Origin of the sequence: Methylobacterium oryzae (assembly GCF_036441375.1) — a bacterium.
GTDB classification, from domain to species: domain Bacteria; phylum Pseudomonadota; class Alphaproteobacteria; order Rhizobiales; family Beijerinckiaceae; genus Methylobacterium; species Methylobacterium oryzae_A.
This window is the reverse complement of sequence record NZ_MLCA01000016.1, coordinates 22,228-43,685: the sequence shown is the minus strand read 5'-3', so window position 1 is coordinate 43,685 and position 21,458 is coordinate 22,228. Positions and strand designations below refer to the sequence as shown.

Below are 21,458 nucleotides of genomic sequence, written 5' to 3'. Positions count from 1 at the left end.
CCTGACCTGGATCCTCGACCGCAGCCGTTCCCAAAACCTTTCCCGCGAAAGCGAGGACTGCATATCGACCGTCGCGTGATGCAATCTGGTCTCACCTGCAGTTCTCAAGCAGGATTCACGCGCCGAGACTCATCTGGACGTCGCTCCCGCCGCCGCCTCGGCGGCCAGAGCCTCGAAGACGAGGGCGTGGCGCCGCGCGAGAGCCTCGACATCGTGCGTGTAACCACCGCCGATCACCGCAGCGAGCGCGATCCGGCGGGCACGGGCCTGCGCTACGACGAACCGATCGCGGGCGAGCAGCCCCTCATCGGTGAGGCAGAGACGGCCGAGGCGGTCATCGCGATGGGGATCAACCCCCGCGTTGTAGAAGACGAGATCCGGCGCGAAGGCGTCGAGGAGCGGCGGCAGGCGGGCGCGCAGGACGTCGAGGTACCCGGCATCGTCGAGCCGGTCGGGCAGACCGATGTCGAGGTCGCCGGCGATCTTCTGGGCGGGGTAGTTGTTCTCGCAATGAATCGAGAGCGTGAACAGGTCGGGACTGAGCGCGAGGCAATCCGCGGTCCCGTCGCCCTGATGCACGTCGAGATCGACCACGAGAACGCGCCGGACGAGGCCTTCGGCCTGGAGGGCGCGGGCCGCCACCGCGACATCGTTCAGCACGCAGAAGCCGGCGCCCTGCTGGCGCCGCGCGTGGTGGCTGCCGCCGGCGGCGCTGCCCGCCAGACCTTCCGCGAGGGCGAGGCGTCCGGCCAGGAGGGTGCCGCCGACCGAGGCCCGCGAGCGGCGGACCAGGGCGGCATCGACCGGGAGGCCGATGGCCCGCTCGATCTCGCGCCCGACATCGCAAGCCAGCACCGCCTCCACGTAGGCGGGATCGTGGGCGCGCAGCAGGATGTCCGCGCTGGCGGGCTCCGGCGTGACGAAGCCGAGGGGTGCCAAGCCCTTGGCGACCAGCGTCTCGGCGAGCAGGCCGTACTTGCGCATCGGAAAGCGGTGGCCGGACGGGAGCGCCGCCTCGTAGGCCGGATGGAAGGCGATCGGCGGGATCACGCGGGCCGGCCCAGATCGGCCACGAGGCCCCGCGCCAGTGCCTCGCCGCTGTCGTAGGCCGCCTCGATATGGGCTCCGAGGCACCAGTCGCCGGCCGCGCCGAGACGCAGGTCCGGATCGTACAGGCAGGGCTTCTGCAGGGCGGTCTCGACCCGGGCGTAGCGCCAGCGATGCGCCTCCGCGTAGGATGGACGGAGCCCGGTGCCGAGAACGTCCTCGGCCGCTCCGAGAAGCTCGGCGACGACCGCTTCGCGCGGCGTCTCGAGGTGTCTGCGGGACCAGTCCGGCGTCGCGTGCACCGTCAATCGGCAACCGGCAGGTCGCCCGGGTTTCGAGGAATCGTGCGCGATCAGGCCGACCGGGTCCGTTCGGGGCTCGATCAGGACATCCGGAGGCGACGCGTCCGTCGCCACCATGAGGGACCAGCACGGCGCGTAGGCGGCGCGGCCGATACCGGGCAAGGCGACACCCGACGCTGCGAGCAGCGTCGCGACCTGGGGAGCCGGGAAGGTGATCGCGACGCCGTCGAACGGGCCGTGAACGGTGCCGGACGCGTCCTCGACGTGCCAGCACGATCTCTGGCGTCGAAGCCGGACGATTGTCGTGGCTCTCGAAACCGGAAGACCCGCGAGCAGAGCGCGGACGGGCTCGGTCATGCCGGGTAGGCCGACATACCTGTCGGAACCGGCCCAGGGCACGGCGATGCCTCGCTGCGCCCAGCGGTCGAGCTCTGCCGCGAATGCGGGACCGCGCGCCCGCATGAACTGCGCGCCGTGATCGAACTGCATGCCACCGACCCGCCGTGTCGCCATGCGCCCCCCGACCCCGCGCCCCTTGTCGAAGACCCGGACGTGGAGGCCTGACTCGGACAGCCGGCGGGCAGCGGCCGCGCCGGCGATGCCGGCGCCGAGGACCGCGACGATTCCGTGCTCGTTCACGCCCCTGCCCCACCTCGACGAACGGCCCTGCCGACCGCGCGACGGCGAAGATAGGGGACGCGACGCGCGGCGTCAGAGCGACGGATTCGCGCTAATCAGGGATCGAGAGGGGCTCTCTGCGCGGAGCCGGTCCTGCGGTCCGACAGCATCCCGCGCTCGTCGGTGGCGCCGTGGTGCGGGTAGAGGGAATCGAACCCCCACGCCTTGCGGCTGGCGATTTTGAGTCGCCCGCGTCTACCAATTCCGCCATACCCGCGTGCCAGGGGCTCTTCGCATAGGTCGGCGGCCGCGGCCAAGTGTTGTTTTTGCGCGGGTCGGCGATCTGGCCAAGGCGGGGCGCCTATGCTCAAAGGGCGGCGATCGCACAAACCGGGACCTTGAATGCTCCGCCGGCTCTACGCGTGGATCCTGGCCCTCAGTGACCGGCCCTCCGCGCCCTACGCGCTCGGCGCCGTGGCCTTCGCCGAAAGCTCCTTCTTCCCGGTGCCGCCGGACGTGATGCTGGTGCCGATGGCGGTCGCCCGGCCGGACCGGGTCTGGTTCTACGCCGCGATCGCGACGGTCGCCTCCGTCTTGGGCGGCCTCGTCGGCTACGCGATCGGGGCCCTGCTGTTCGACTCCGTCGGAGAGTGGCTCATCCGCCTCTACGGCCTGCAGAACTCGGCGGCGACGTTCCAGGATTCCTACGCGCGCTACGGTCACTGGGTGATCCTGCTGAAGGGGCTCACGCCGATCCCCTACAAGCTCGTCACGATCACGTCGGGCTTCGCGCATTACAGCCTGTTCTGGTTCACGATCCTGTCGATCGTGACCCGCGGCGCCCGCTTCTTCATTCTCGCCGGATTGCTCGGCCGCTACGGTGTCCAGATCCGCGGCGTGCTCGACCGGCACCTGAACGCGGTCGCGGCGATCTCCGTCGCCGTCATCGTCCTCGGCTTCCTGCTCTTCAAGGTGATCCTGTAGCGATGAACACGGCGGCTGCCCTGCGCCTCAAGACCGCTGGCCTGTGGCTCGCGATCGCCTCGGCCCTCACCGTCGGGGCCGCGCTCGTCCTCCAGTACGGATACGGCTACGCGCCGTGCAAGCTCTGCCTGACGGAGCGGCTGCCCTACTACGCCGCGGTGCCGCTGGGCCTGATGGCGCTGTTCCTGCCCGAGCGGCTGGCGCGGATCGCCCTCGGCCTCGCCGCCCTCGGCCTGCTCTACGGGGCGGGGATCGGGGTCTACCACGCCGGCGCGGAGTGGGGCTTCTGGCCGGGACCCTCCGATTGCGGCGGCGGCACCGGCGCCAATCCGGGCCAGGTCGGCGACTTCCTCAACAGCCTGCAGAGCACGAAGGTCGTCGATTGCTCGGTGGCCGCGCTGCGGGTGCTGGGCGTATCGCTCGCAGGCTGGAGCGCCGCGATCTCGGCCGTGCTGGCCTCGTTCGCGGGGACCGCCGCGCTCCGTCCCTGAGGCGCGCGGACCGGCGAAGCCGCTCAGTTCCGGTCATCGGGCAGGACCGGGATCGCCGCCACCTCGATGCCCTCGTCAATCAGCGCGCGGGCCTCCGCGGGGCTCGCCTCGCCGTAGATCGAACGCCCTTCCGCCTCGCCGTAGTGGATCTTGCGCGCCTCCTCGGGGAAGCGCGCCCCGACATGCTCGGCATTCGCCACCACGTGTTCCCGGAGCGCGCGCAGCATCGCCCGCATCTGCCGCTCCGGCTCGGCGACCATCGTCACCGGCGCCTCCGCCTTCGGGACCGGCGCCGGCGCCGGCGCGCGCTCCCGATCCGTGCGGGCGACGCTCGGCACCATCAGGGCCTTGCTGACCTTGGCGCTGTCGCAGACCGGACACGTCACGAGACCGCGTGCGACCTGCGTGTCGTAGGAATCGGAGGACGGGAACCAGCTCTCGAAGCCGTGCCCGGCATCGCAGACGAGACTGTACCGGATCATTTTGGTGCTTGCTGTGGTGCCTATTGCGCGGCCTGAACCCGCGAACCGACGCGCTCGACCGTGAAGGGTCGGCCGTGCTGCAGCGAGGGGATGCGGCCCCGGGCCTCCGCGACGTGCGCGAGTTCGATCTCCGCCAGGATGATCCCGGGCTCGGCCCCGCCGGCATCGGCCAGCACCCGACCCCAGGGATCGACGATCAGCGAGTGCCCGTAGGTTTCGCGCCCGTCCTCGTGCTGGCCGCCCTGCGCCGCCGAGATCACGAAGGCGCCGGTCTCGATGGCCCGCGCTCTCTGCAGGACGTGCCAGTGCGCCTCTCCGGTCTGGCGGGTGAAGCAGGCGGGAGCCGTCAGGACTTCGGCACCCGCTTCGGCGAGAGCGCGGTACAGGGCGGGAAAGCGGATATCGTAGCAGATCGTCAGGCCGAGCGTGGCCCACGGCGTCTCGGCGAGCACCGCGCAGGCGCCACCGGAATAGGTCGCGGATTCCCGCCAGCGCTCGCCGCTCGGAAGGTCGACGTCGAACAGGTGCAGCTTGTCGTAGGATGCCAGGATCTCACCGTCGGCGCCGATTAGGTAGGCACGGTTGGCGATCTTGTCGCCGGACTTGACCGCGATCGAGCCGATCTGGACGACCGTCCCGGTCTGCCGCGCAACCTCGCGGAGCGCCGCCAGGGTCTGATCCTGCTCCTCGGTGGTGACGTGGGCGAACAGGCGCTCGCGACTCCGCTCCACCAGCGAGGTCATCTCAGGTGTCTGGACGTAGGCTGCGCCCCGCGCCGCCGCCTCGCGCACGCCAGCCACGGCCGCGTCGCGGTTGGCGGACGGGTCGCGCCCCGACCGCATCTGCACGCAGGCAGCCGTGAAGCGGGGCTCAGGCATCGGCCCTGTCCTTGAGCAGCGGGTCGAGCTTTCCGGCCCGGTCCAGAGCGTAGAGGTCGTCGCAGCCGCCGACATGCGCGGCGCCGATGAAGATCTGCGGAACGCTGGTGCGGCCGCCGGCACGCTCGACCATGGCGGACCGGGCACCCTGCACGCGCTCGACGTCGATCTCCTGGAAGGCGACGCCCTTCTCCTTCAGCAGGCTCTTGGCCGCAGAGCAGTAGGGACACCAGGCCGTGGTGTAGATTGTGACCGGCTGCATCGCGATCTTCGTCCCGCCCGTGAACTCCCGACATATAGGAGTACGGGGCGCGACTTGCCTATGTCCGAGTGGTCACAGGCCGACGCGTGCGCGCCGGCAGGATCAGGCGGCCAGGAGCTTCTCGACCTCGTTCACGAGATCGCGGAGGTGGAACGGCTTCGAGAGGACCTTGGCGTCCTTCGGGGCTTTCGAATCCGGGTTGAGGGCGACCGCCGCGAAGCCGGTGATGAACATCACCTTGATGTCGGGATCGAGTTCGGTGGCGCGGCGGGCCAGCTCGATCCCGTCCATCTCGGGCATCACGATATCGGTCAGCAGGAGCTCGAACGGCTCCTCGCGCAGCCGGTTGTAGGCGGAGAGGCCGTTGTCGAAGGACAGGACATCGTAGCCCGCGTTCTGCAGCGCCTTGGCCAGAAACCGGCGCATGTCGTTGTCGTCTTCCGCCAGCAGGATTTTCATCGGCCGGATCCGAGCCTTCGAGTCGAGAAGTTGATCCCATAAAGGGAGGCGATGGTAAACAAGGTGTTAGGATGGAGCGCGCAGCGGGCGCCGCGTGTCTCCCGGGCGACTGCGGCAGCCGCCGGTGCGGAGTGGACAGGCGATCGATCGCACACCACAGTGAGCGCCTTCCGTCCTCGTTCAACCGCCGGGGTGTCCACTAGCCGATGACTGCAACCGAACCGGTACAGCCAGACGCCTTCGGATTTGCCCCGGCCTTCGCGGTCGACGAGCCCGCGGCGCACACCCTGCCTTTCGTCTTCAATACCGGTCATTCCGGGGCCGTCTACCCCCCCGACTTCATCGCGGCCTCGCGGCTCGACGCGCTCACCCTGCGCCGCTCCGAGGACGCCCACGTCGAGCGGCTGTTCGCGTCGGTCGTCGAACTGGGTGCGCCGCTCCTGCGCGCCAACTTCCCGCGCGCTTTCCTCGACGTGAATCGCGAGCCCTACGAGCTCGACCCGCGCATGTTCGAGGGGCGCCTGCCGCCCTTCGCCAACACCCGGTCGATGCGAGTCGCCGGCGGCCTCGGAACAGTGCCGCGGGTCGTCGCCGACGGCCAGGAAATCTACGCCCGGCGCCTCCCGGTCGCGGAGGCGAACGCTCGGATCGAGGGCCTGTACAAGCCGTATCATCGCGCGCTGCGCGGTCTCGTCCAGCGCACGGCGCGCACCCACGGTCGCTGCATGCTGGTCGACTGCCATTCGATGCCGTCATCGAGCCTGGGCCGCGAGCCGGAGATGAAGGCGGACGTGGTGCTCGGCGACCGCTACGGCACGGCTTGCGCGCCCATCCTGATCGACGGGTTCGAGGCCGCGTTCCGCGCCAAGGGGTTCCGCGTGGTGCGCAACAAGCCCTATGCCGGCGGCTTCATCACGGAGCATTACGGCGAGCCGAACCTCGACCGCCACGCTATCCAGATCGAGGTGAACCGGGGCCTCTACATGAACGAGGCCAGCCTCGCGATGACCGCGGCCTTCCCGGCGCTGGTCGAAGCCCTGCGGGCCGTGATCATCGATGTCGCCCAGGACCTCGACGATCTCGCTCCTCGCCGGATGGCCGCGGAATAGCGGCCGCGCCCCACGCGTTCACTGGAAAGGACGCCGGGCTACCGGACAGAAAAAAGGCCACTCCCGAAGGAGCGGCCCGAAGTCTAGGGAGGAAACGCCCAAGAAGGGCAGCGAGACCGCGACGCCATCGCGATCTCGCAACGCACAAATTAAAGTGCGCCGCACAAGAAGCAAGGGCAAAACGGTCCGCGCGGCTGCGCTGCGTGCATACCTGAACCGCGTTCGCCGGCGCGGCACCGTTAGCCGATCAGAGCGGGCGAGCCCCGATCGCTGCCTGCAGGCGATCGGGGTCCGGAAACTGCGGGGTGGCGTCGCTCACGCCCGCTCGGCGCCGCCGTCGCCGGAACCGGTCCCGACGCGCCGTTCAGCCCCGGCCCTTCAGCATCTTCTCGATCTCGGCCTTTAGCGGGCCTGCGAGCTCGTTCCGCTCCAGGGCGTAGGCGAGGTTCGCCGTGAGGAAACCCAGCTTCGAGCCGGTATCGTAGGTCCGGCCCTCGTACCGCATGCCGAAGAACGCCTGCGTCTCCATCAGGTCGATCATGGCATCGGTGAGCTGGATCTCGCCGCCCGCGCCCTTCTTGCCGTGCTCCAGGATGCCGAAGATTTCGGGCTGCAGGATGTACCGGCCGGAGATGATGAAGTTCGAGGGCGCCGTGCCCTGCTTGGGCTTCTCGACCATCCCGGTGATCTCGAACGACTGGCCATAGGTCTCGCCGACGCTGACGATGCCGTACTGATGCGTCTCCTCGGGGGCCACCTCCTCGACGGCGATGATGTTGCCGCCGTGGCGATCGTAGGCGGCCAGCATCTGCTGCATGCAGCCGCGGCTGAGCATGTCCGGGAGCAGCACCGCGAACGGCTCGTCGCCGACGATCTCACGGGCGCACCAGACCGCGTGGCCGAGGCCGAGCGGGGCCTGCTGGCGGGTGAAGCTGGTCTGGCCGGCCTTCGGCAGATCCTTCTTCAGCTCCTCGTAGGCGGCCGTCTTACCTCGCTCCTGCAGGGTGTGGTCGAGTTCAAAAGCGATGTCGAAATGGTCCTCGATCACTGCCTTGCCGCGGCCGGTAACGAAGATGAAGTGCTCGATGCCGGCAGCGCGCGCCTCGTCGACCACGTGCTGCACCACCGGCCGGTCCACCACGGTGAGCATCTCCTTCGGGACCGCCTTCGTGGCTGGCAGGAAGCGCGTGCCAAGGCCCGCGACGGGGAGGACGGCCTTGCGGATCGGTTTCATCGAGCGGTAACCCCGGAACTGGATGGAACGACGTGGTCAGCTGTGCGGTCAGTGAGATAGCTTAACGCGAGCCGTCGCAAGGATACTACGTCGTTAGTATGAGGTCGCGGGGCGTAAAAATCCCGTCTGCAAAAGCGTAAGCAGTGGCCGGGGGACGGCGCCAGTAGGGGGCGAGATGGCGGTTCTGGTAACGGGCGGTGCCGGCTACATCGGCAGCCACATGGTGCTGGCGCTCCTCGATGCCGGCCATGAAGAGGTCGTCGTCCTCGACGATCTGTCCACCGGCTTCGACTGGGCGGTCCCGGAGGGCGTGAAGCTCGTCGTCGGCGACGTGGCCGACCAGGCCCTCGTGACGCAGACGATCCTTCAGCACAGGATCGACGCCCTGGCTCACTTCGCCGCCAAGATCGTGGTGCCCGACTCCGTGGCCGATCCCCTAGGCTACTACCTCGCCAACACGGTCAAGACGCGCTCGCTGATCGAGGCATCGGTGCGCGCCGGCGTGCGACACGTGATCTTCTCCTCGACCGCGGCCGTCTACGGCGAGCCAGAGGTCACGCCGGTCCCCGAGGATCTGCCGCTGAAGCCGATCAATCCCTACGGCCGCTCGAAGCTCATGAGCGAGTGGATGATCGCCGACGCCGCCGCGGCCCACGGCTTCTCCTACGTGATCCTGCGCTACTTCAACGTTGCCGGGGCGGATCCGCAGGGCCGGTCAGGCCAGTCGACGCCGAACGCCACGCACCTGATCAAGGTGGCCACGCAGGCGGCGCTGGGGCAGCGCGCGCGGCTCGACGTCTTCGGGACTGATTACCCGACCCCGGACGGCTCCTGCCTGCGCGACTACATCCAAGTCTCGGACCTCGCCGAGGCGCACCGCCTCGCCCTCGACCATCTGCGGTCGGGCGGCGAGAGCCTGACGCTGAATTGCGGCTACGGGCGGGGCTACTCGGTCCTCGAAGTGGTGGAGGTCGTCAAGCGCATCTCAGGCCGCGACTTCGAGGTGCGGCTATGCCCGCGCCGCGCCGGCGATCCGGCCCAGATCGTCGCCGAGGCGGCGCGCATCCGCGCGCGCCTGGGCTGGGAGCCCCGACACGACGACCTCGACGCCATCGTCGGCCAAGCGCTTGCCTGGGAAGAGCACCTGGAGAAGCGTAATCGGATCTGACCGGATGCTCTCGCGCCGATGTTTTCTGGCCGCGACGGCGTGCTTCGTCACGGGGCAGTCCCGCGCGGAGGACGCCTTCCGGGCCTTCGTCGAAGCCCTGCGTCCGGACGCGGCGGCGCGGGGCGTTTCTGCGGCGACATTCGACGCGGCGTTCCGCGGGATCACGGGCCCGGATCCCGGTATCCTGGCACGCACACGCCGCCAGAGCGAGTTCGTCCGGCCGGTCTGGGACTACCTCGTCGGCGCCGTCTCGGCCGGCCGCATCGCGCGCGGGCGAGCCCGAGCAGCGGCCCACGCGTCGACCCTCAAGGGGATCGAAGACAGCTACGGCGTCGCGGGACCGGTGGTGACGGCGCTCTGGGGCGTCGAGTCGGATTTCGGGGCGAGCGCCGGCAGCGTCCCGACCATCCGGGCGCTGGCGACGCTCGCCGAGGCACGGCATCGCGGCAACCTGTTTCGCGACGAGCTCCTCGCCGCCCTCACGATCCTGCAGCGGGGCGACATCACGCCAGAACGGATGAGCGGCAGCTGGGCCGGCGCGATGGGTCAGGTGCAGTTCCTGCCCTCCACCTACCTGGCTCACGCGGTCGACTTCGACGGCGACGACCGACGCGACATCTGGAACAGCGAGGCGGATTCGCTGGCATCCATAGCCGCCTATCTCAAGGACCTCGGCTGGAATCCGGCCCTCTCCTGGGGCTACGAGGTGCTCCTCCCGAAAGAGTTCGATCTTAGCCGTTACACGGGCGATCTCGGCAGCTTCGCCGAGCGCGGCGTCCGCCGCACTGACGGGAAGGCGCTGCCGGAGGCCGGACGCGCCAGCCTGTTCCTGCCCGGAGGCCTGGGCGCCCCGGTCTTCCTGATCACCGGCAATTTCGAGGTGATCCGAGGCTACAACACCTCGGATTCCTACGCGCTGGCGGTAGGCCACCTCGCCGACCGCCTCGCTGGCGGTCCGCCGCTCGCCGCCCCCTGGCCGGCCGCCGGGACCCGCCTCGACGGGCCGGGGCTGAAGGCACTCCAAGCCGGCCTCGCGGCGGCCGGCTTCTACGACGGGCCGACGGACGGCCGCGCCGGCCCGAAGCTGCGCGAGGCGGTGCGACGCTATCAGATCAGCGCTGGATTGCCGGCCGACGGCTACGCCACGCCGGTTCTGCTCAGCCGGCTCACCGGAAAGGCGGCGCCGCGGCGTTGAGCCCGTCGAAGGGTTTAGACCCGCGTTCGGCTTCCACCTATAGTGGCCGCGTTCCGAACGGGTCCGGTTCGGCGTAAAGCGTACGGGATGCGCATGGTAGTCGCTCGTCGGCGTCACTCGGAACGCCCGCTGCTCGTCGGGCTCGCGGCCCTGCTGGGTCTCGCCGGGCTCTCGGCCTTCGGCGTCGGCCCGGCCCGCGCGCAATGGGGCGACACCTACCAGCAGCAGCCGAGCGGCGGCACCTACTACGAGGCGCCGCCCCGTCGGCGGCCGCGGGATGCCTATTACCGCGACGACGGGACGTATGGGCGGCAACCGCGCTACGCGCCGCAGCAGGAGGCACCGCGTCAGTTCTACTGGCCGTGGGAAGACAGACCGCAGCCGGTGGCGCCGCAGCCGGAGCGGACCTATCGAGCGCCGCGACAGCGGAATCCCTACGCGACCGGCGAGGCGCAACGACCGGCCCCCGCGGTGAAGCGCCGGGCGCGTCCCGCCCGGGCACCGACGCCGCCGAAGCCCGCAATCGCCAAGACCGAGCCGAACGTCCAGATTGCCGTCTTCGGCGACTCCCTCGCCGACCACCTCGCCAAGGGCCTCGACGACGTGTTCGAGGACAATGCCGACGTCGCCGTGATCGACCGCGCGAAGGGTGACAGCGGTCTGGTTCGGAAGGACGTGGTCGACTGGCCGAAGGTCGCGCAGGACTACCTCCAGAGCAACGCGAAGGTGCGCTACGCGCTCGTCATGATGGGCGCCAACGACCGGCAGCCGATCCGCGAGGGCGACGAGACGGTCGATCCCCTCACGGATCGCTGGCGCGCCCTCTATCGCGCGCGGGTGGAGGCGCTCGCGAAGGTGTTCGTCGATCGCAAGATCCCGCTGATCTGGGTCGGGCTGCCGCCCGTGCAGAGCGAGACGATGAGCCGGGACCTCGCGTCCCTGAACGACATCGTCCGGGACACGGTCACCAAGGCCGGTGGAACCTATGTCGACATCTGGCCAGGTTTCGTCGACGACCGGGACCGGTACGCCGCGTCTGGCCCGGATCCGGAAGGGCAGATCGCCAAACTCCGCACCGCCGACGGCGTCCATTTCACCAAGGCGGGCGACCGGAAGCTCGCCCATTTCGCCGATGTCGAGCTGAAGCGGCTCATGGGCGCGGTGCCGGGCTCGAGCGAGCCTTCGCCGACCGCGACCGTGGCGCCGACCGCACCACCCTCGATTGCCGGGCCCAGCCTCGACGGTACCGCACCGGCCACCGACACGGCGGCGATCGATCGTCAGATCACGGCGATGCTTCCGAGCCTTCCGGAACCGCCCGGCGTTCCGGCCCTCCCGGTCAAGCCCGCGGCCGGTCCCGTGGTACCCTTGAGCCGCACGGAGGTGTCCCCCGGAGGGGCGCTGCTGACGGGACGACCGCGCGACTCGGACAATTTCGGGACGGTGGAGCGGACGCTGCTGCGCGGGAACGCGCCGATGCCGCAGCCCGGCCGGGCCGACGATTTCCGCTGGCCGCCCGGCTGAGCCGGGCGGGTCCGTACCGCTCCCTCAGCGCGGCAGGACGCTGGCTCCCATCAGCGTCTCGTCGATGGCGCGCGCCGCCTGACGTCCCTCACGGATCGCCCAGACGACCAGGGACTGGCCGCGACGCATGTCGCCCGCTGCCCAGATCTTCGCGTCCGAGGTGCGGTAGTCCTCCTCGTTCGCCTCGACGTTGCCGCGCTTGTCGACGCCGATGCCGGACTGCTCCAGCAGCCCCTTCTGGACCGAGCCCGCGAAGCCGATCGCCATGAAGACCAGATCGGCGGGCAGGACGAACTCGGTGCCGGCGATCGGCTGGCGCTTGGCGTCGACCCGGGCGCAGACCACGCCGGTGAGCTGGCCCTTCTTGTTGCCCTCCAGCCGCAGGGTCGCGGCCTGGAACTCGCGCTCCGCGCCCTCGGCCTGGCTGGACGAGGTCCGCATCTTCGTGGGCCAGTAGGGCCACACGGTGAGCTTGTCCTCCCGCTCCGGCGGACGCGGGCGGATGTCGAGCTGCGTCACCGACAGCGCTCCCTGACGGAAGGCGGTGCCGACGCAGTCGGAGGCCGTGTCACCGCCGCCGATGACCACGACGTTCTTGCCCGAGGCCAGGATCGGCTGCTCGCCGTTTCCGCGCATCGGCTCGTTGCTCACGCGCCGGTTCGACTGGACGAGGTAGGGCATCGCGTAGTGGACGCCCTCGAGATCCTGGCCGGGGAGCTGCGGGTTCCGCGGGTCCTCGGCGCCGCCGCAGAACATCACGGCGTCGAACTCGGCCTTGAGCTCGTCCACGGACTTCGTCACGCCGATGTTCTGGTTGTAGTGGAAGACGACGCCCTCGGCCTCCATCTGGCGCACGCGCCGGTCGATGTGCCGCTTCTCCATCTTGAAGTCGGGAATCCCGTAGCGGAGCAGACCGCCGGCCCTCGGTTCGCGCTCGAAGACGTGGACGTCGTGCCCGACCCGTGCGAGCTGCTGCGCGGCCGCCAGGCCGGCGGGGCCCGAACCCACGATCGCGACGCGCTTGCCGGTGCGGGTCTGCGCCGGCTCGGGCTTCACCCAGCCCATGTTCCAGGCCCGATCGGCGATCGCTTGCTCGATCGTCTTGATGGCGACCGGCTGATTCTCGAGATTCAGCGTGCAGGCCTCCTCGCAGGGCGCGGGGCAGACGCGGCCGGTAAATTCGGGGAAGTTATTGGTCGAGTGGAGGTTGCGCGACGCCTCCTCCCAATCCGACTGGAAGACGAGGTCGTTCCAGTCCGGAATCTGGTTGTGCACCGGGCAGCCGGTCGGCCCGTGGCAGAAGGGGATGCCGCAATCCATGCAGCGGGCCGCCTGCTTGGTCAGGTCGTGCTCGTCGAGCGGCAGCGTGAATTCGCGGAAGTGCCGGACCCGGTCGGCGGCGAGCTGGTATTTCTGCTCCTGCCGGTCGAACTCGAGGAAGCCTGTGATCTTGCCCATTGGTCAGCCCCTGGGCCGGCCAGTCTCTGACTGCGCTGCCCGCATCGTCGTCTCGTGTGGGTGCGTGACCGGGCGGCAGCCCGCCCGGTCTCAGGAAGCCGCCTACTCCGCGGCCACCGGCATCCGCGCCATCTCCATCTCGCGCAGCGCCCGGCGGTACTCCACCGGCATCACCTTCACGAACTTGGTGCGGTAGCCGCTCCAATCGTCGAGGATCGCCTTGGCGCGAGGGCTGCCCGTGTACTTGAGATGGTTGGTGATGAGCTGCGTCAGCCGCTCCTCGTCGTGCCCGGACATGTCGGCCAGGATGTCGACCCGCCCCTTAGTCTCAAGGTCGCCGTCCTGGTGGAAGCGACGCATCAGGTCGTCCTCCTCCTCGACCGGCTCCAGATCGACCATCGACAGGTTGCAGCGCGCCGAGAACGAGCCGTCCTCGTCGAGCACGTAGGCGATGCCGCCCGACATGCCGGCCGCGAAGTTGCGCCCAGTCTCGCCGATCGAAACGACCACGCCACCGGTCATGTACTCGCAGCCGTGGTCGCCCATGCCCTCGACCACCGTGATGGCGCCCGAGTTGCGCACGGCGAAACGCTCGCCCGCGGAGCCGCGGATGTAGCACTCGCCGGCGATCGCCCCGTACAGCACGGTGTTGCCGACCATGATGGTCCGGTCCTGAGGCGACTTCAGCGCGTCGCTCGGCCGGATGATCAGCTTGCCGCCCGACAGGCCCTTGCCGACGTAGTCGTTGCCGTGGCCGGTCAGCTCGACGGTCACGCCGGCCGCCACCCACGCGCCGAAGCTCTGGCCTGCCGTGCCGGCGAGCTTCACCACGATCGTGTCGTCGGGCAGGCCCTCGTGGCCGTGCGCCTTCGCCACCGCGCCGGAGAGCATCGCGCCCGCGGCCCGGTCCGAGTTCCGGATCGTGTCGGTGATGACCACCGGCTCACCGGTCTCGATGGCGTGCTGCGCCTTCTCGATCAGGCGACGGTCGAGGACCGTGTCGATCGGGTGGTGCTGCACCTCCACGTGGCGGATCGCCGTGCCCTCGGCCACCTTCGGTCGGTGGAACAGCTTGCTGAAGTCGAGCCCGCGCGCCTTCCAGTGTGCGATGGCCTCGACCTTGTCGAGCACGTCGGAGCGGCCGACCGCCTCCTCCAGCTTCGTGAAGCCGAGGGAGGCCAGGATCTCCCGCACCTCCTCGGCCACGAAGAAGAAGTAGTTCACCACGTGCTCGGGCGTGCCCTTGAAGCGCTTGCGCAGCACCGGATCCTGGGTGGCGACGCCCACCGGGCAGGTATTCAGGTGGCACTTGCGCATCATGATGCAGCCGGCGGCGATCAGCGGGGCTGTCGAGAAGCCCATCTGGTCGGCGCCGAGCAGCGCCGCGATCATCACGTCGCGCCCGGTCCGGATACCGCCGTCGGCCTGGAGGGCGACGCGGCCGCGCAGGCCGTTGAGCACCAGCGTCTGCTGGGTCTCGGCCAGACCGGTCTCCCAGGGGCCGCCCGCGTGCTTCAGCGAGGTGAGCGGCGCGGCGCCGGTGCCGCCGTCGAAGCCCGAGATCGTGATGTGGTCGGCCCGCGCCTTGGCCACACCGGCCGCGACCGTGCCGACGCCGACCTCGGAGACGAGCTTCACCGACACGTCCGCCGACGGGTTCACGTTCTTCAGGTCGAAGATCAGCTGGGCCAGATCCTCGATCGAGTAGATGTCGTGGTGCGGCGGCGGCGAGATCAGGCCGACGCCCGGGGTGGCGTAGCGGACCTTGGCGATCTTGGCGTCGACCTTGTGGCCGGGCAGCTGGCCACCCTCGCCGGGCTTGGCGCCCTGGGCGACCTTGATCTGCATCATGTCGGAATTGACGAGGTATTCCGTCGTGACGCCGAACCGGCCCGAGGCGACCTGCTTGATCGAGGACCGGCGCGAGCGCCCGTCCGGCAGCGGCTTGAACCGCTCCACTTCCTCGCCGCCCTCGCCCGAATTCGAGCGTCCGCCGAACGAGTTCAGCGCGATGGCGAGGGTCTCGTGCGCCTCCTTGGAGATGGAGCCGTACGACATGGCGCCCGTGGCGAAGCGCTTGACGATCTCGGAGGCCGGCTCGACCGAGTCGAGCGGAACCGGCGCGCGGCCGAGCTCGGCGGCGGACTTGAGGCGGAACAGGCCGCGCAGCGTCTTCAGCTGGTGCTCCTGCCGGTTCACCAGCTCGGCATATTCCCGGTAGCGCTCCGGCACGTTGAGCCGCACCGCGTGCTGCAGCGTCGCCACCGTATCGGGCGTCCAGGTATGGGTCTCGCCGCGCAGGCGGTAGGCGTACTCGCCGCCGACATCCAGCGCGTTCCGGTAGACCGGCGCGTCGCCGAAGGCGTCGCGGTGGCGGCGGGCCGTCTCCTCGGCGATCTCCGCCATGCCGACGCCCTCGATGGTCGTCGCCGTGCCGAAGAAGTCGCGGCCCACGAAGGTCGAGTTCAGGCCGACCGCGTCGAAGATCTGGGCGCCGCAATAGGACTGGTAGGTGGAGATGCCCATCTTGGACATCACCTTCAGCAGCCCCTTATCGATCGCCTTGATGTAGCGGTAGATGATCTCGTCGTCGGTGAGATCCGGCGGGAACTCGTCCTTCATCTCGAGGAGCGTCTCGAAGGCGAGGTACGGGTTGATGGCCTCGGCGCCGTAGCCGGCCAGGCAGGCGAAGTGGTGCACCTCGCGCGGCTCACCCGACTCGACCACGAGGCCGACCGAGGTCCGCAGACCCTTGCGGATCAGGTAATTGTGCACGGAGGCGGTGGCGAGCAGCGCCGGGATCGGGATCCGGTCCGGCCCGACCGCCCGGTCGGTCAGCACGATGATGTTGTAGCCGCCGCGCACGGCCGCCTCGGCGCGGTCGCAGAGCCGGTCGAGCGCCCCGTCCATGGCCGCCGCGCCGGTCTCGGCCGGGTAGGTCATGTCCAGGGTCTTGGTGTCGAACCGGTCCTCGAAATGGCCGATCGAGCGGATCTTCTCCAGATCCGCGTTCGTGAGGATCGGCTGGCGGACCTCCAGGCGCTTGCGCCGGGACGCACCCTCCATGTCGAGCAGGTTCGGCCGCGGCCCGATGAACGAGACGAGGCTCATCACGGCCTCTTCCCGGATCGGGTCGATCGGCGGGTTCGTGACCTGCGCGAAGTTCTGCTTGAAGTAGGTGTAGAGCAGCTTCGACTTCTCGGAGAGCGCCGAGAGCGGGGTGTCGGTGCCCATCGAGCCGACCGCCTCCTGGCCGGTGACGGCCATGGGCTGCATCAGCAGCTTGAGGTCTTCCTGGGTGTAGCCGAAGGCCTGCTGGCGATCGAGCAGGCTGACATCGCCGCGGGACTCGCGCGGCTGCACCGGGCGCAGATCCTCCAGGACGATCTGGGTGTTCTTGACCCAGTCGGCGTAGGGGTGCGCGGCGGCGAGCTCGCCCTTGATCTCCTCGTCGGAGACGATGCGGCCCTTCTGCAGGTCGATCAGCAGCATGCGGCCTGGCTGGAGGCGCCAGGACTGCACGATCTTCTCGTCCGGGATCGGCAGGGTGCCCATCTCGGAGGCGAGCACGACGAGGCCGTCGTCGGTGACGATGTAGCGTGCCGGGCGGAGGCCGTTGCGGTCGAGGGTGGCGCCGATCTGGCGCCCGTCGGTGAACGCCACGGCGGCGGGGCCGTCCCACGGCTCCATCAGGGCGGCGTGGTACTCGTAGAAGGCGCGCCGCTCCTCGCTCATCAGCGGGTTGCCGGCCCAGGCCTCCGGGATGAGCATCATCATCGCGTGGGCCAGCGGGTAGCCGCCCTGCACGAGGAACTCGAGGGCGTTGTCGAAGCAGGCGGTGTCGGACTGGCCCTCGTAGGAGATCGGCCACAGCTTCGAGATGTCGTTGCCGAACAGGTCGGAATCGACGCTCGCCTGGCGGGCCGCCATCCAGTTGACGTTGCCGCGCAGCGTGTTGATCTCGCCGTTATGGGCGACCATCCGGTACGGGTGCGACAGCCGCCAGGTCGGGAAGGTGTTGGTGGCGAAGCGCTGGTGCACCAGGGCGATCGCCGAGACGAAGCGGTCGTCCTTGAGGTCGAGGAAGTAGTTGCCGAGCTGCGTGACCAGCACCATGCCCTTGTAGACGATGGTCCGGGTCGAGACGGAGACCGGGTAGAACTCCTTCACCCGCGGGTCGTCGAGGCCGTAGACCTTGTTGGAGATCACCTTGCGGGCGACGTAGACCCGCCGCTCGAACGTGTCCTGGTCGGTCACCGAGGCGGGCCGGCCGATGAAGACTTGGCGGTGGTGCGGCTCGGTGGCCTTCACGGCGTCGCCGAGATCCTCCGGATCGACCGGCACGTCGCGCCAGCCGAGGAGCGGCAGGCCCTCGGCGGCCAGGGAGGATTCGACGATCTCCTGGATGATCGCGCGAGGCTCTTCCGCCTTCGGCATGAACAGCTGCCCGATGGCGTAGGAGCCCGCCGGAGGCAGCTCGAATCCGAGACGCGAGCATTCTTCGGCGAAGAAGCCGTGCGGGATCTGCGTGAGGATGCCGCAGCCGTCGCCCATCTTGGGATCCGCGCCGACCGCACCGCGGTGATCCAGATTCTCCAGGATCTTCAGACCCTGCTCGACGATCGCGTGAGTGCGGCGGTCGTGCATGTCGGCGATGAAGCCGACGCCGCACGCGTCGCGCTCCCGGGCCGGATCGTAGGAACCCTGAGCTTTCGGGAGGGCGGGGTCGCGCACGATGAGCGGCATCGCGCCGCCGCGGGGAGCGGCAGCCTGGGCCGTGGACGCAGCAAACTCTTCGGCGGGTCTGCGTTGTGACATGCTTCGTCTCGTCCTTCCCTCGAACCCGTCCGCAGCCAAGAACCCGCGAGCATGTTCCATGCCCGCAAGCCGTCGGCGCCCCGCGCTCGGCCTCTTGCCGCAGGCCATCCGGCCGGTCCGGGGGGACGCGTCCGTCGGCTAGCGTTCATCGAGGACCCGGACCGCTCGAGGAGCGGTGCGCTGGCGCGCCCGTATCCGTCTGCCGATTTCTCGCCCGCGCGCGAGACGGCGACGGCCGGGATGCACGGCCGATGGGACAGTTGTGCTGTCCTAAGTCGCGAAACTGCCAGATTGAAATGTTTTCAGCAAGAGACAGCCGGCGGCTACGGTGTCGCCGCTCTGGTCGTCGCTCTGCATGACGGGCCTGAGCCCGGCCCCGGCCTCCGCAATCTCGCCCGAATCGCGGGGTCTACCGGTCGGGCCGAGCACAAGCGGCATGCGGGGCAACGACCTCGCCGGCATGGTCGAGGTCCGGGTCCACCGGCCCGGACCATGCCGGAAACCGGACACTCTGCCGGGTCTCCAAACCCAGAACGCACAAGAGTGACGATGACGAGCAGAGCTGCTGCGCGCCTCAAACGCCCGACGATCCGGCCCCTGCGCGCCGTTTTCCTGTCGGCGGTCGTCCTTCTGGGCGTATCGGGCGGCGCGCGAGCCCAATTCGCCTTCGAGGAAGAGGTCCTGCCGCCCCGGGTCGTGGCCTGGCGCCTCGCCGACCGGGGGTTCAGCGGCCTCAGCCGTCCGCGTTTCGACGGGCGGGTCTACGTGGTCGATGCCGTCGGCCCCGCCGGCACGCCCGTCCGGCTGTTCGTGGATCCCATGACGGGCGGGATCGTGGGCCGTCAGCGGCTCGGCCCGCCCGAGACGGTCGCCCGGCTGGAGCGGCCCGGACCGGGCTTCGGATGGACCGAGGACGAGGTAGTTCCCCGCCGCGCGATGCGCCCGACTCCGTCCGAGGAAGGTCCGGTCGCGCGGCCGCAGCGCCGACCGGCCGGCGAAGCTCTGCGGCCGGAGGCCAATCCCGAGGGCGTGAACCCCGAAGGCGTCGGCCGGAGCGCTCCGGCCAGAAAGGTCGCGCGCGGAGCGCTCGCCCGGACGCCGGAGTTGAAGCCGCCGCCCCGCACCTCCCCCGAGGCACCGCCCCCCAAGATCGCGCCTGCCGATACGGCCAAGGCGACTCCGCCTTCGGCAGGCGCATCGGAGACCAAGGCCGCGTCAATCGAGAAGTCGCCCGCGCCGGCACCCGCCGCGCCGTCAAAGCCGGCCGACGCCGCTGTGGCCGACGCGGCCAAGCCCGCGGCGAAGGATTGGAAGGATCCGCCCACGGAGAAGAAGCCGGTTCGGATCATCGGCGGCGCGACCGTCGTCCCGGGCCAATCCGAGTAGGCCGGGAGATCGGAAAGGCCTTTCACGCGCCGTCGGTCAGACGCTCGGCACCCGTGAACACCGTGACCGTGTCGGATCGCGCGATGGCGCAGAGCGTCATGCCGTAGGAGCGGGCGCGTTCGAGGGCCAGCGACGTCGGCGCCGATATGGCGACGATCACGGCCGCGCCGAGCCGCGCGGCCTTCTCGACCATCTCGAACGAGCAGCGGCTGGTGATGACCAGGAAACCCGCCTCCGCGGGTGTGCCGGTCCGCATCAGGGCGCCGATCAGCTTGTCCAGCGCGTTGTGGCGGCCGACATCTTCGCGCACCGCCGCGAGGTTGCCGTCCAGGCCGGCCCAGGCCGCAGCGTGGACCGCGCGGGTCTCCGCGCCGAGGTGCTGGGCGCGGTCGAGACCCGACAGGGCGTGGGCAATCGCGGGCAGCGCGACCCGGACTTCTGAGGCCGCCCGCCCCCCGGCCCGCGGCAGCTGCGCCAGATCCTCGATGCCGCAGACCCCGCAGCCGGTTCGGCCGCTGATGGCGCGCTTGCGCGCCAGATGCTCGCGGAGCCGTCCGGGGGCCAGATCGACGTGGAGGCGCAGGCCGTCCAGACCCGCTTCCACCCAGGTCCCACGGATCTCCTCGGCGCTGTCCACGATCCCCTCCGTCAGGCTGAACCCGTAGGCGAAATCCTCGAGGTCGGCGGGCGTCGCCATCATCACGGCGTGCGGCACGCTGCCGTAGACAAGGTTGACGGGCGCTTCGACGGCCAGCGACCGCGTGTCCGGCCTCGGCCGCGAGCCCGTATAGGCCATCACCTGCATGGGCGCCGGGACCGCGCATGGGAGAGGACCGGAGGAGGGACTGCCGGTTTCCGTGGACATCTCGAACTCCGCAGGCGTGGCACGAGCGCGGCACGAGGCTTCATCCGCGCCGCGACCCGTCGAGGAACAATTCTGCCGCGCCTTAGTGCGCCGACGCCACGAGTCGCCGTCAAGTCGCCGTCAACGGGCTGGAAAGCGCGCGATGCGACGCTTGTGCGGTTGCACCTCGCCGGTCCTTGTGGTCTGAAGCCCCGGTCGGATAATGCCGGGTGACACAACCGGTACTCCGTCACGTCGGTACAATCCCGCACGCGTTCAAGACGGGGAGGTCCGACGGTCGCCAGATAGTTTCAGGGGAGCCACGAGAGGCAGATGCGGACGGTGCGGACGATCAACCGGTCACTCTGGAGCCTCGCCGCTCTCGGCGCCCTGCTCTTCCCCATATCCGGCGCGCAGGCCGCGGGCTTCGGCCAGCCCGTGCCGTGGGAGATGGACCGGCAGATCCCGGTCACCGAGAACGCGCGCGACATCCTGAATTTCGAGATCGGCCTGCACTGGCTGTCCCTCGCCATCTCGGTGTTCGTCCTCGGTCTCATCCTCTGGTGCGTCTACCGGTTCGGCGAGAAGCGAAACCCGACGCCGTCGCGCACCACGCACAACACCGCGATCGAGATCGCCTGGACGATCGTGCCGGTCCTGATCCTGGTCGCCGTGGCGATCCCGTCCTTCCGCCTGCTGCGCACGCAGCTCTCGGACCCGAAGGCCGACATGATCGTCAAGGTCATCGGCCATGCCTGGTACTGGTCCTACGAGTACCCGCAGACCGAGGCCGGTGGCGGGTTCACGTTCGACGCGAACATCGACGAGGACAAGCAGCCGCGCCTGCTCCAGACCGACAACGAGATGGTCGTTCCGGTCAACAAGATCGTGAAGATCCAGGTCACCGCCGCCGACGTGCTGCATTCCTGGGCGATGCCGGCCTTCGGCTTCAAGATCGACGCCGTCCCGGGCCGCCTGAACCAGATGTGGTTCAAGGCCGACAAGGAGGGCACGTTCCACGGCCAGTGCTCCGAGTTGTGCGGCCAGCGCCACGCCTACATGCCGATCGTGGTCCGCGTGGTCAGCGAGCAGGCCTACGCCGACTGGCTGAAGGAGGCGAAGACCAAGTACGCCCGCATCGACAACGGCACGAGCGTCGCCGAGGCGCGCTGAGCCCCGGCTGACCGAACCGCACCCAT

At 69.6% G+C, this 21,458-nt stretch carries 18 protein-coding genes and 1 tRNA gene; 8 read left to right on the top strand and 11 right to left on the bottom strand.

The genetic code is table 11. The features are described from left to right. Positions 1-129 precede the first annotated feature (129 nt). From MOTC310_RS29370 to MOTC310_RS29360, 3 genes are all read right to left on the bottom strand, one after another. Positions 130-1,047, bottom strand: coding sequence for a histone deacetylase family protein (locus tag MOTC310_RS29370; RefSeq protein WP_331304502.1), 918 nt, complete (start codon positions 1,045-1,047; stop codon positions 130-132). Then, entirely contained in the window at positions 1,047-1,988 is a 942-nt protein-coding gene (locus MOTC310_RS29365; protein ID WP_331304318.1) for an NAD(P)/FAD-dependent oxidoreductase, read from the bottom strand. Before MOTC310_RS29365 ends, MOTC310_RS29370 begins: the two co-directional genes overlap by 1 nt. A gap of 171 nt (positions 1,989-2,159) precedes the next feature. Beyond that, positions 2,160-2,244: transfer RNA gene (locus MOTC310_RS29360), tRNA-Leu, on the bottom strand. A gap of 125 nt (positions 2,245-2,369) precedes the next feature. On the opposite strand from MOTC310_RS29360, the gene MOTC310_RS29355 reads away from it, so the two are divergent. Next, positions 2,370-2,951, top strand: a complete 582-nt coding sequence (locus tag MOTC310_RS29355; RefSeq protein ID WP_331292311.1) for a YqaA family protein — start codon at positions 2,370-2,372, stop codon at positions 2,949-2,951. Between the two features lie 2 nt (positions 2,952-2,953). Then, positions 2,954-3,442 (top strand): disulfide bond formation protein B, encoded by a 489-nt coding sequence (locus tag MOTC310_RS29350; protein ID WP_331304317.1) that lies wholly within the window; start codon positions 2,954-2,956, stop codon positions 3,440-3,442. Between the two features lie 23 nt (positions 3,443-3,465). Here MOTC310_RS29350 and MOTC310_RS29345 read toward each other — a convergent pair whose 3' ends face one another. From MOTC310_RS29345 to cpdR, 4 genes are all read right to left on the bottom strand, one after another. Further along, complete coding sequence (locus MOTC310_RS29345) at positions 3,466-3,924, bottom strand: DUF1178 family protein (protein WP_331304316.1); 459 nt, start codon at positions 3,922-3,924, stop codon at positions 3,466-3,468. Positions 3,925-3,944: 20 nt separating this feature from the next. Beyond that, on the bottom strand, positions 3,945-4,802 hold the full coding sequence (locus MOTC310_RS29340; RefSeq protein ID WP_331292315.1) for a carbon-nitrogen hydrolase family protein: 858 nt from the start codon (positions 4,800-4,802) through the stop codon (positions 3,945-3,947). After that, on the bottom strand, positions 4,795-5,064 hold the full coding sequence (grxC, locus tag MOTC310_RS29335) for a glutaredoxin 3 (protein ID WP_331292316.1): 270 nt from the start codon (positions 5,062-5,064) through the stop codon (positions 4,795-4,797). Before grxC ends, MOTC310_RS29340 begins: the two co-directional genes overlap by 8 nt. 102 nt (positions 5,065-5,166) lie before the next feature. Continuing rightward, positions 5,167-5,523: a cell cycle two-component system response regulator CpdR gene (gene cpdR, locus MOTC310_RS29330; protein ID WP_003603128.1), complete on the bottom strand. Its 357-nt coding sequence runs from the start codon at positions 5,521-5,523 to the stop codon at positions 5,167-5,169. A 206-nt stretch (positions 5,524-5,729) separates the two neighbouring features. Between cpdR and MOTC310_RS29325 the strand changes: the two genes are divergently transcribed. Next, positions 5,730-6,632: an N-formylglutamate amidohydrolase gene (locus tag MOTC310_RS29325; RefSeq protein ID WP_331292318.1), complete on the top strand. Its 903-nt coding sequence runs from the start codon at positions 5,730-5,732 to the stop codon at positions 6,630-6,632. Positions 6,633-6,996: 364 nt separating this feature from the next. Here MOTC310_RS29325 and galU read toward each other — a convergent pair whose 3' ends face one another. Continuing rightward, entirely contained in the window at positions 6,997-7,866 is an 870-nt protein-coding gene (galU, locus tag MOTC310_RS29320) for a UTP--glucose-1-phosphate uridylyltransferase GalU (RefSeq protein WP_331304315.1), read from the bottom strand. Positions 7,867-8,041: 175 nt separating this feature from the next. On the opposite strand from galU, the gene galE reads away from it, so the two are divergent. From galE to MOTC310_RS29305, 3 genes are all read left to right on the top strand, one after another. Next, entirely contained in the window at positions 8,042-9,034 is a 993-nt protein-coding gene (gene galE, locus MOTC310_RS29315) for a UDP-glucose 4-epimerase GalE (RefSeq protein WP_331292320.1), read from the top strand. 4 nt (positions 9,035-9,038) lie between these two features. Then, positions 9,039-10,229 carry a lytic murein transglycosylase gene (locus MOTC310_RS29310; protein WP_331304314.1) on the top strand — a complete coding sequence of 397 codons (1,191 nt, stop codon included), beginning with the start codon at positions 9,039-9,041 and terminating at the stop codon, positions 10,227-10,229. Between the two features lie 93 nt (positions 10,230-10,322). After that, positions 10,323-11,753: an SGNH/GDSL hydrolase family protein gene (locus MOTC310_RS29305; RefSeq protein ID WP_331292323.1), complete on the top strand. Its 1,431-nt coding sequence runs from the start codon at positions 10,323-10,325 to the stop codon at positions 11,751-11,753. A 24-nt stretch (positions 11,754-11,777) separates the two neighbouring features. Here MOTC310_RS29305 and MOTC310_RS29300 read toward each other — a convergent pair whose 3' ends face one another. Further along, complete coding sequence (locus MOTC310_RS29300) at positions 11,778-13,211, bottom strand: glutamate synthase subunit beta (protein WP_331292325.1); 1,434 nt, start codon at positions 13,209-13,211, stop codon at positions 11,778-11,780. Between the two features lie 102 nt (positions 13,212-13,313). After that, positions 13,314-18,029, bottom strand: a complete 4,716-nt coding sequence (gene gltB, locus MOTC310_RS29295) for a glutamate synthase large subunit (protein WP_331304313.1) — start codon at positions 18,027-18,029, stop codon at positions 13,314-13,316. 492 nt (positions 18,030-18,521) lie between these two features. On the opposite strand from gltB, the gene MOTC310_RS29290 reads away from it, so the two are divergent. Continuing rightward, positions 18,522-19,415, top strand: a complete 894-nt coding sequence (locus tag MOTC310_RS29290) for a hypothetical protein (RefSeq protein ID WP_331304312.1) — start codon at positions 18,522-18,524, stop codon at positions 19,413-19,415. 22 nt (positions 19,416-19,437) lie between these two features. Here the strand turns inward: MOTC310_RS29290 and fdhD are convergent, their stop codons facing one another. Then, positions 19,438-20,280: a formate dehydrogenase accessory sulfurtransferase FdhD gene (fdhD, locus tag MOTC310_RS29285; protein WP_419539976.1), complete on the bottom strand. Its 843-nt coding sequence runs from the start codon at positions 20,278-20,280 to the stop codon at positions 19,438-19,440. Between the two features lie 312 nt (positions 20,281-20,592). Between fdhD and coxB the strand changes: the two genes are divergently transcribed. Beyond that, positions 20,593-21,432, top strand: coding sequence for a cytochrome c oxidase subunit II (coxB, locus tag MOTC310_RS29280; protein WP_331292328.1), 840 nt, complete (start codon positions 20,593-20,595; stop codon positions 21,430-21,432). Positions 21,433-21,458: the final 26 nt, after the last annotated feature.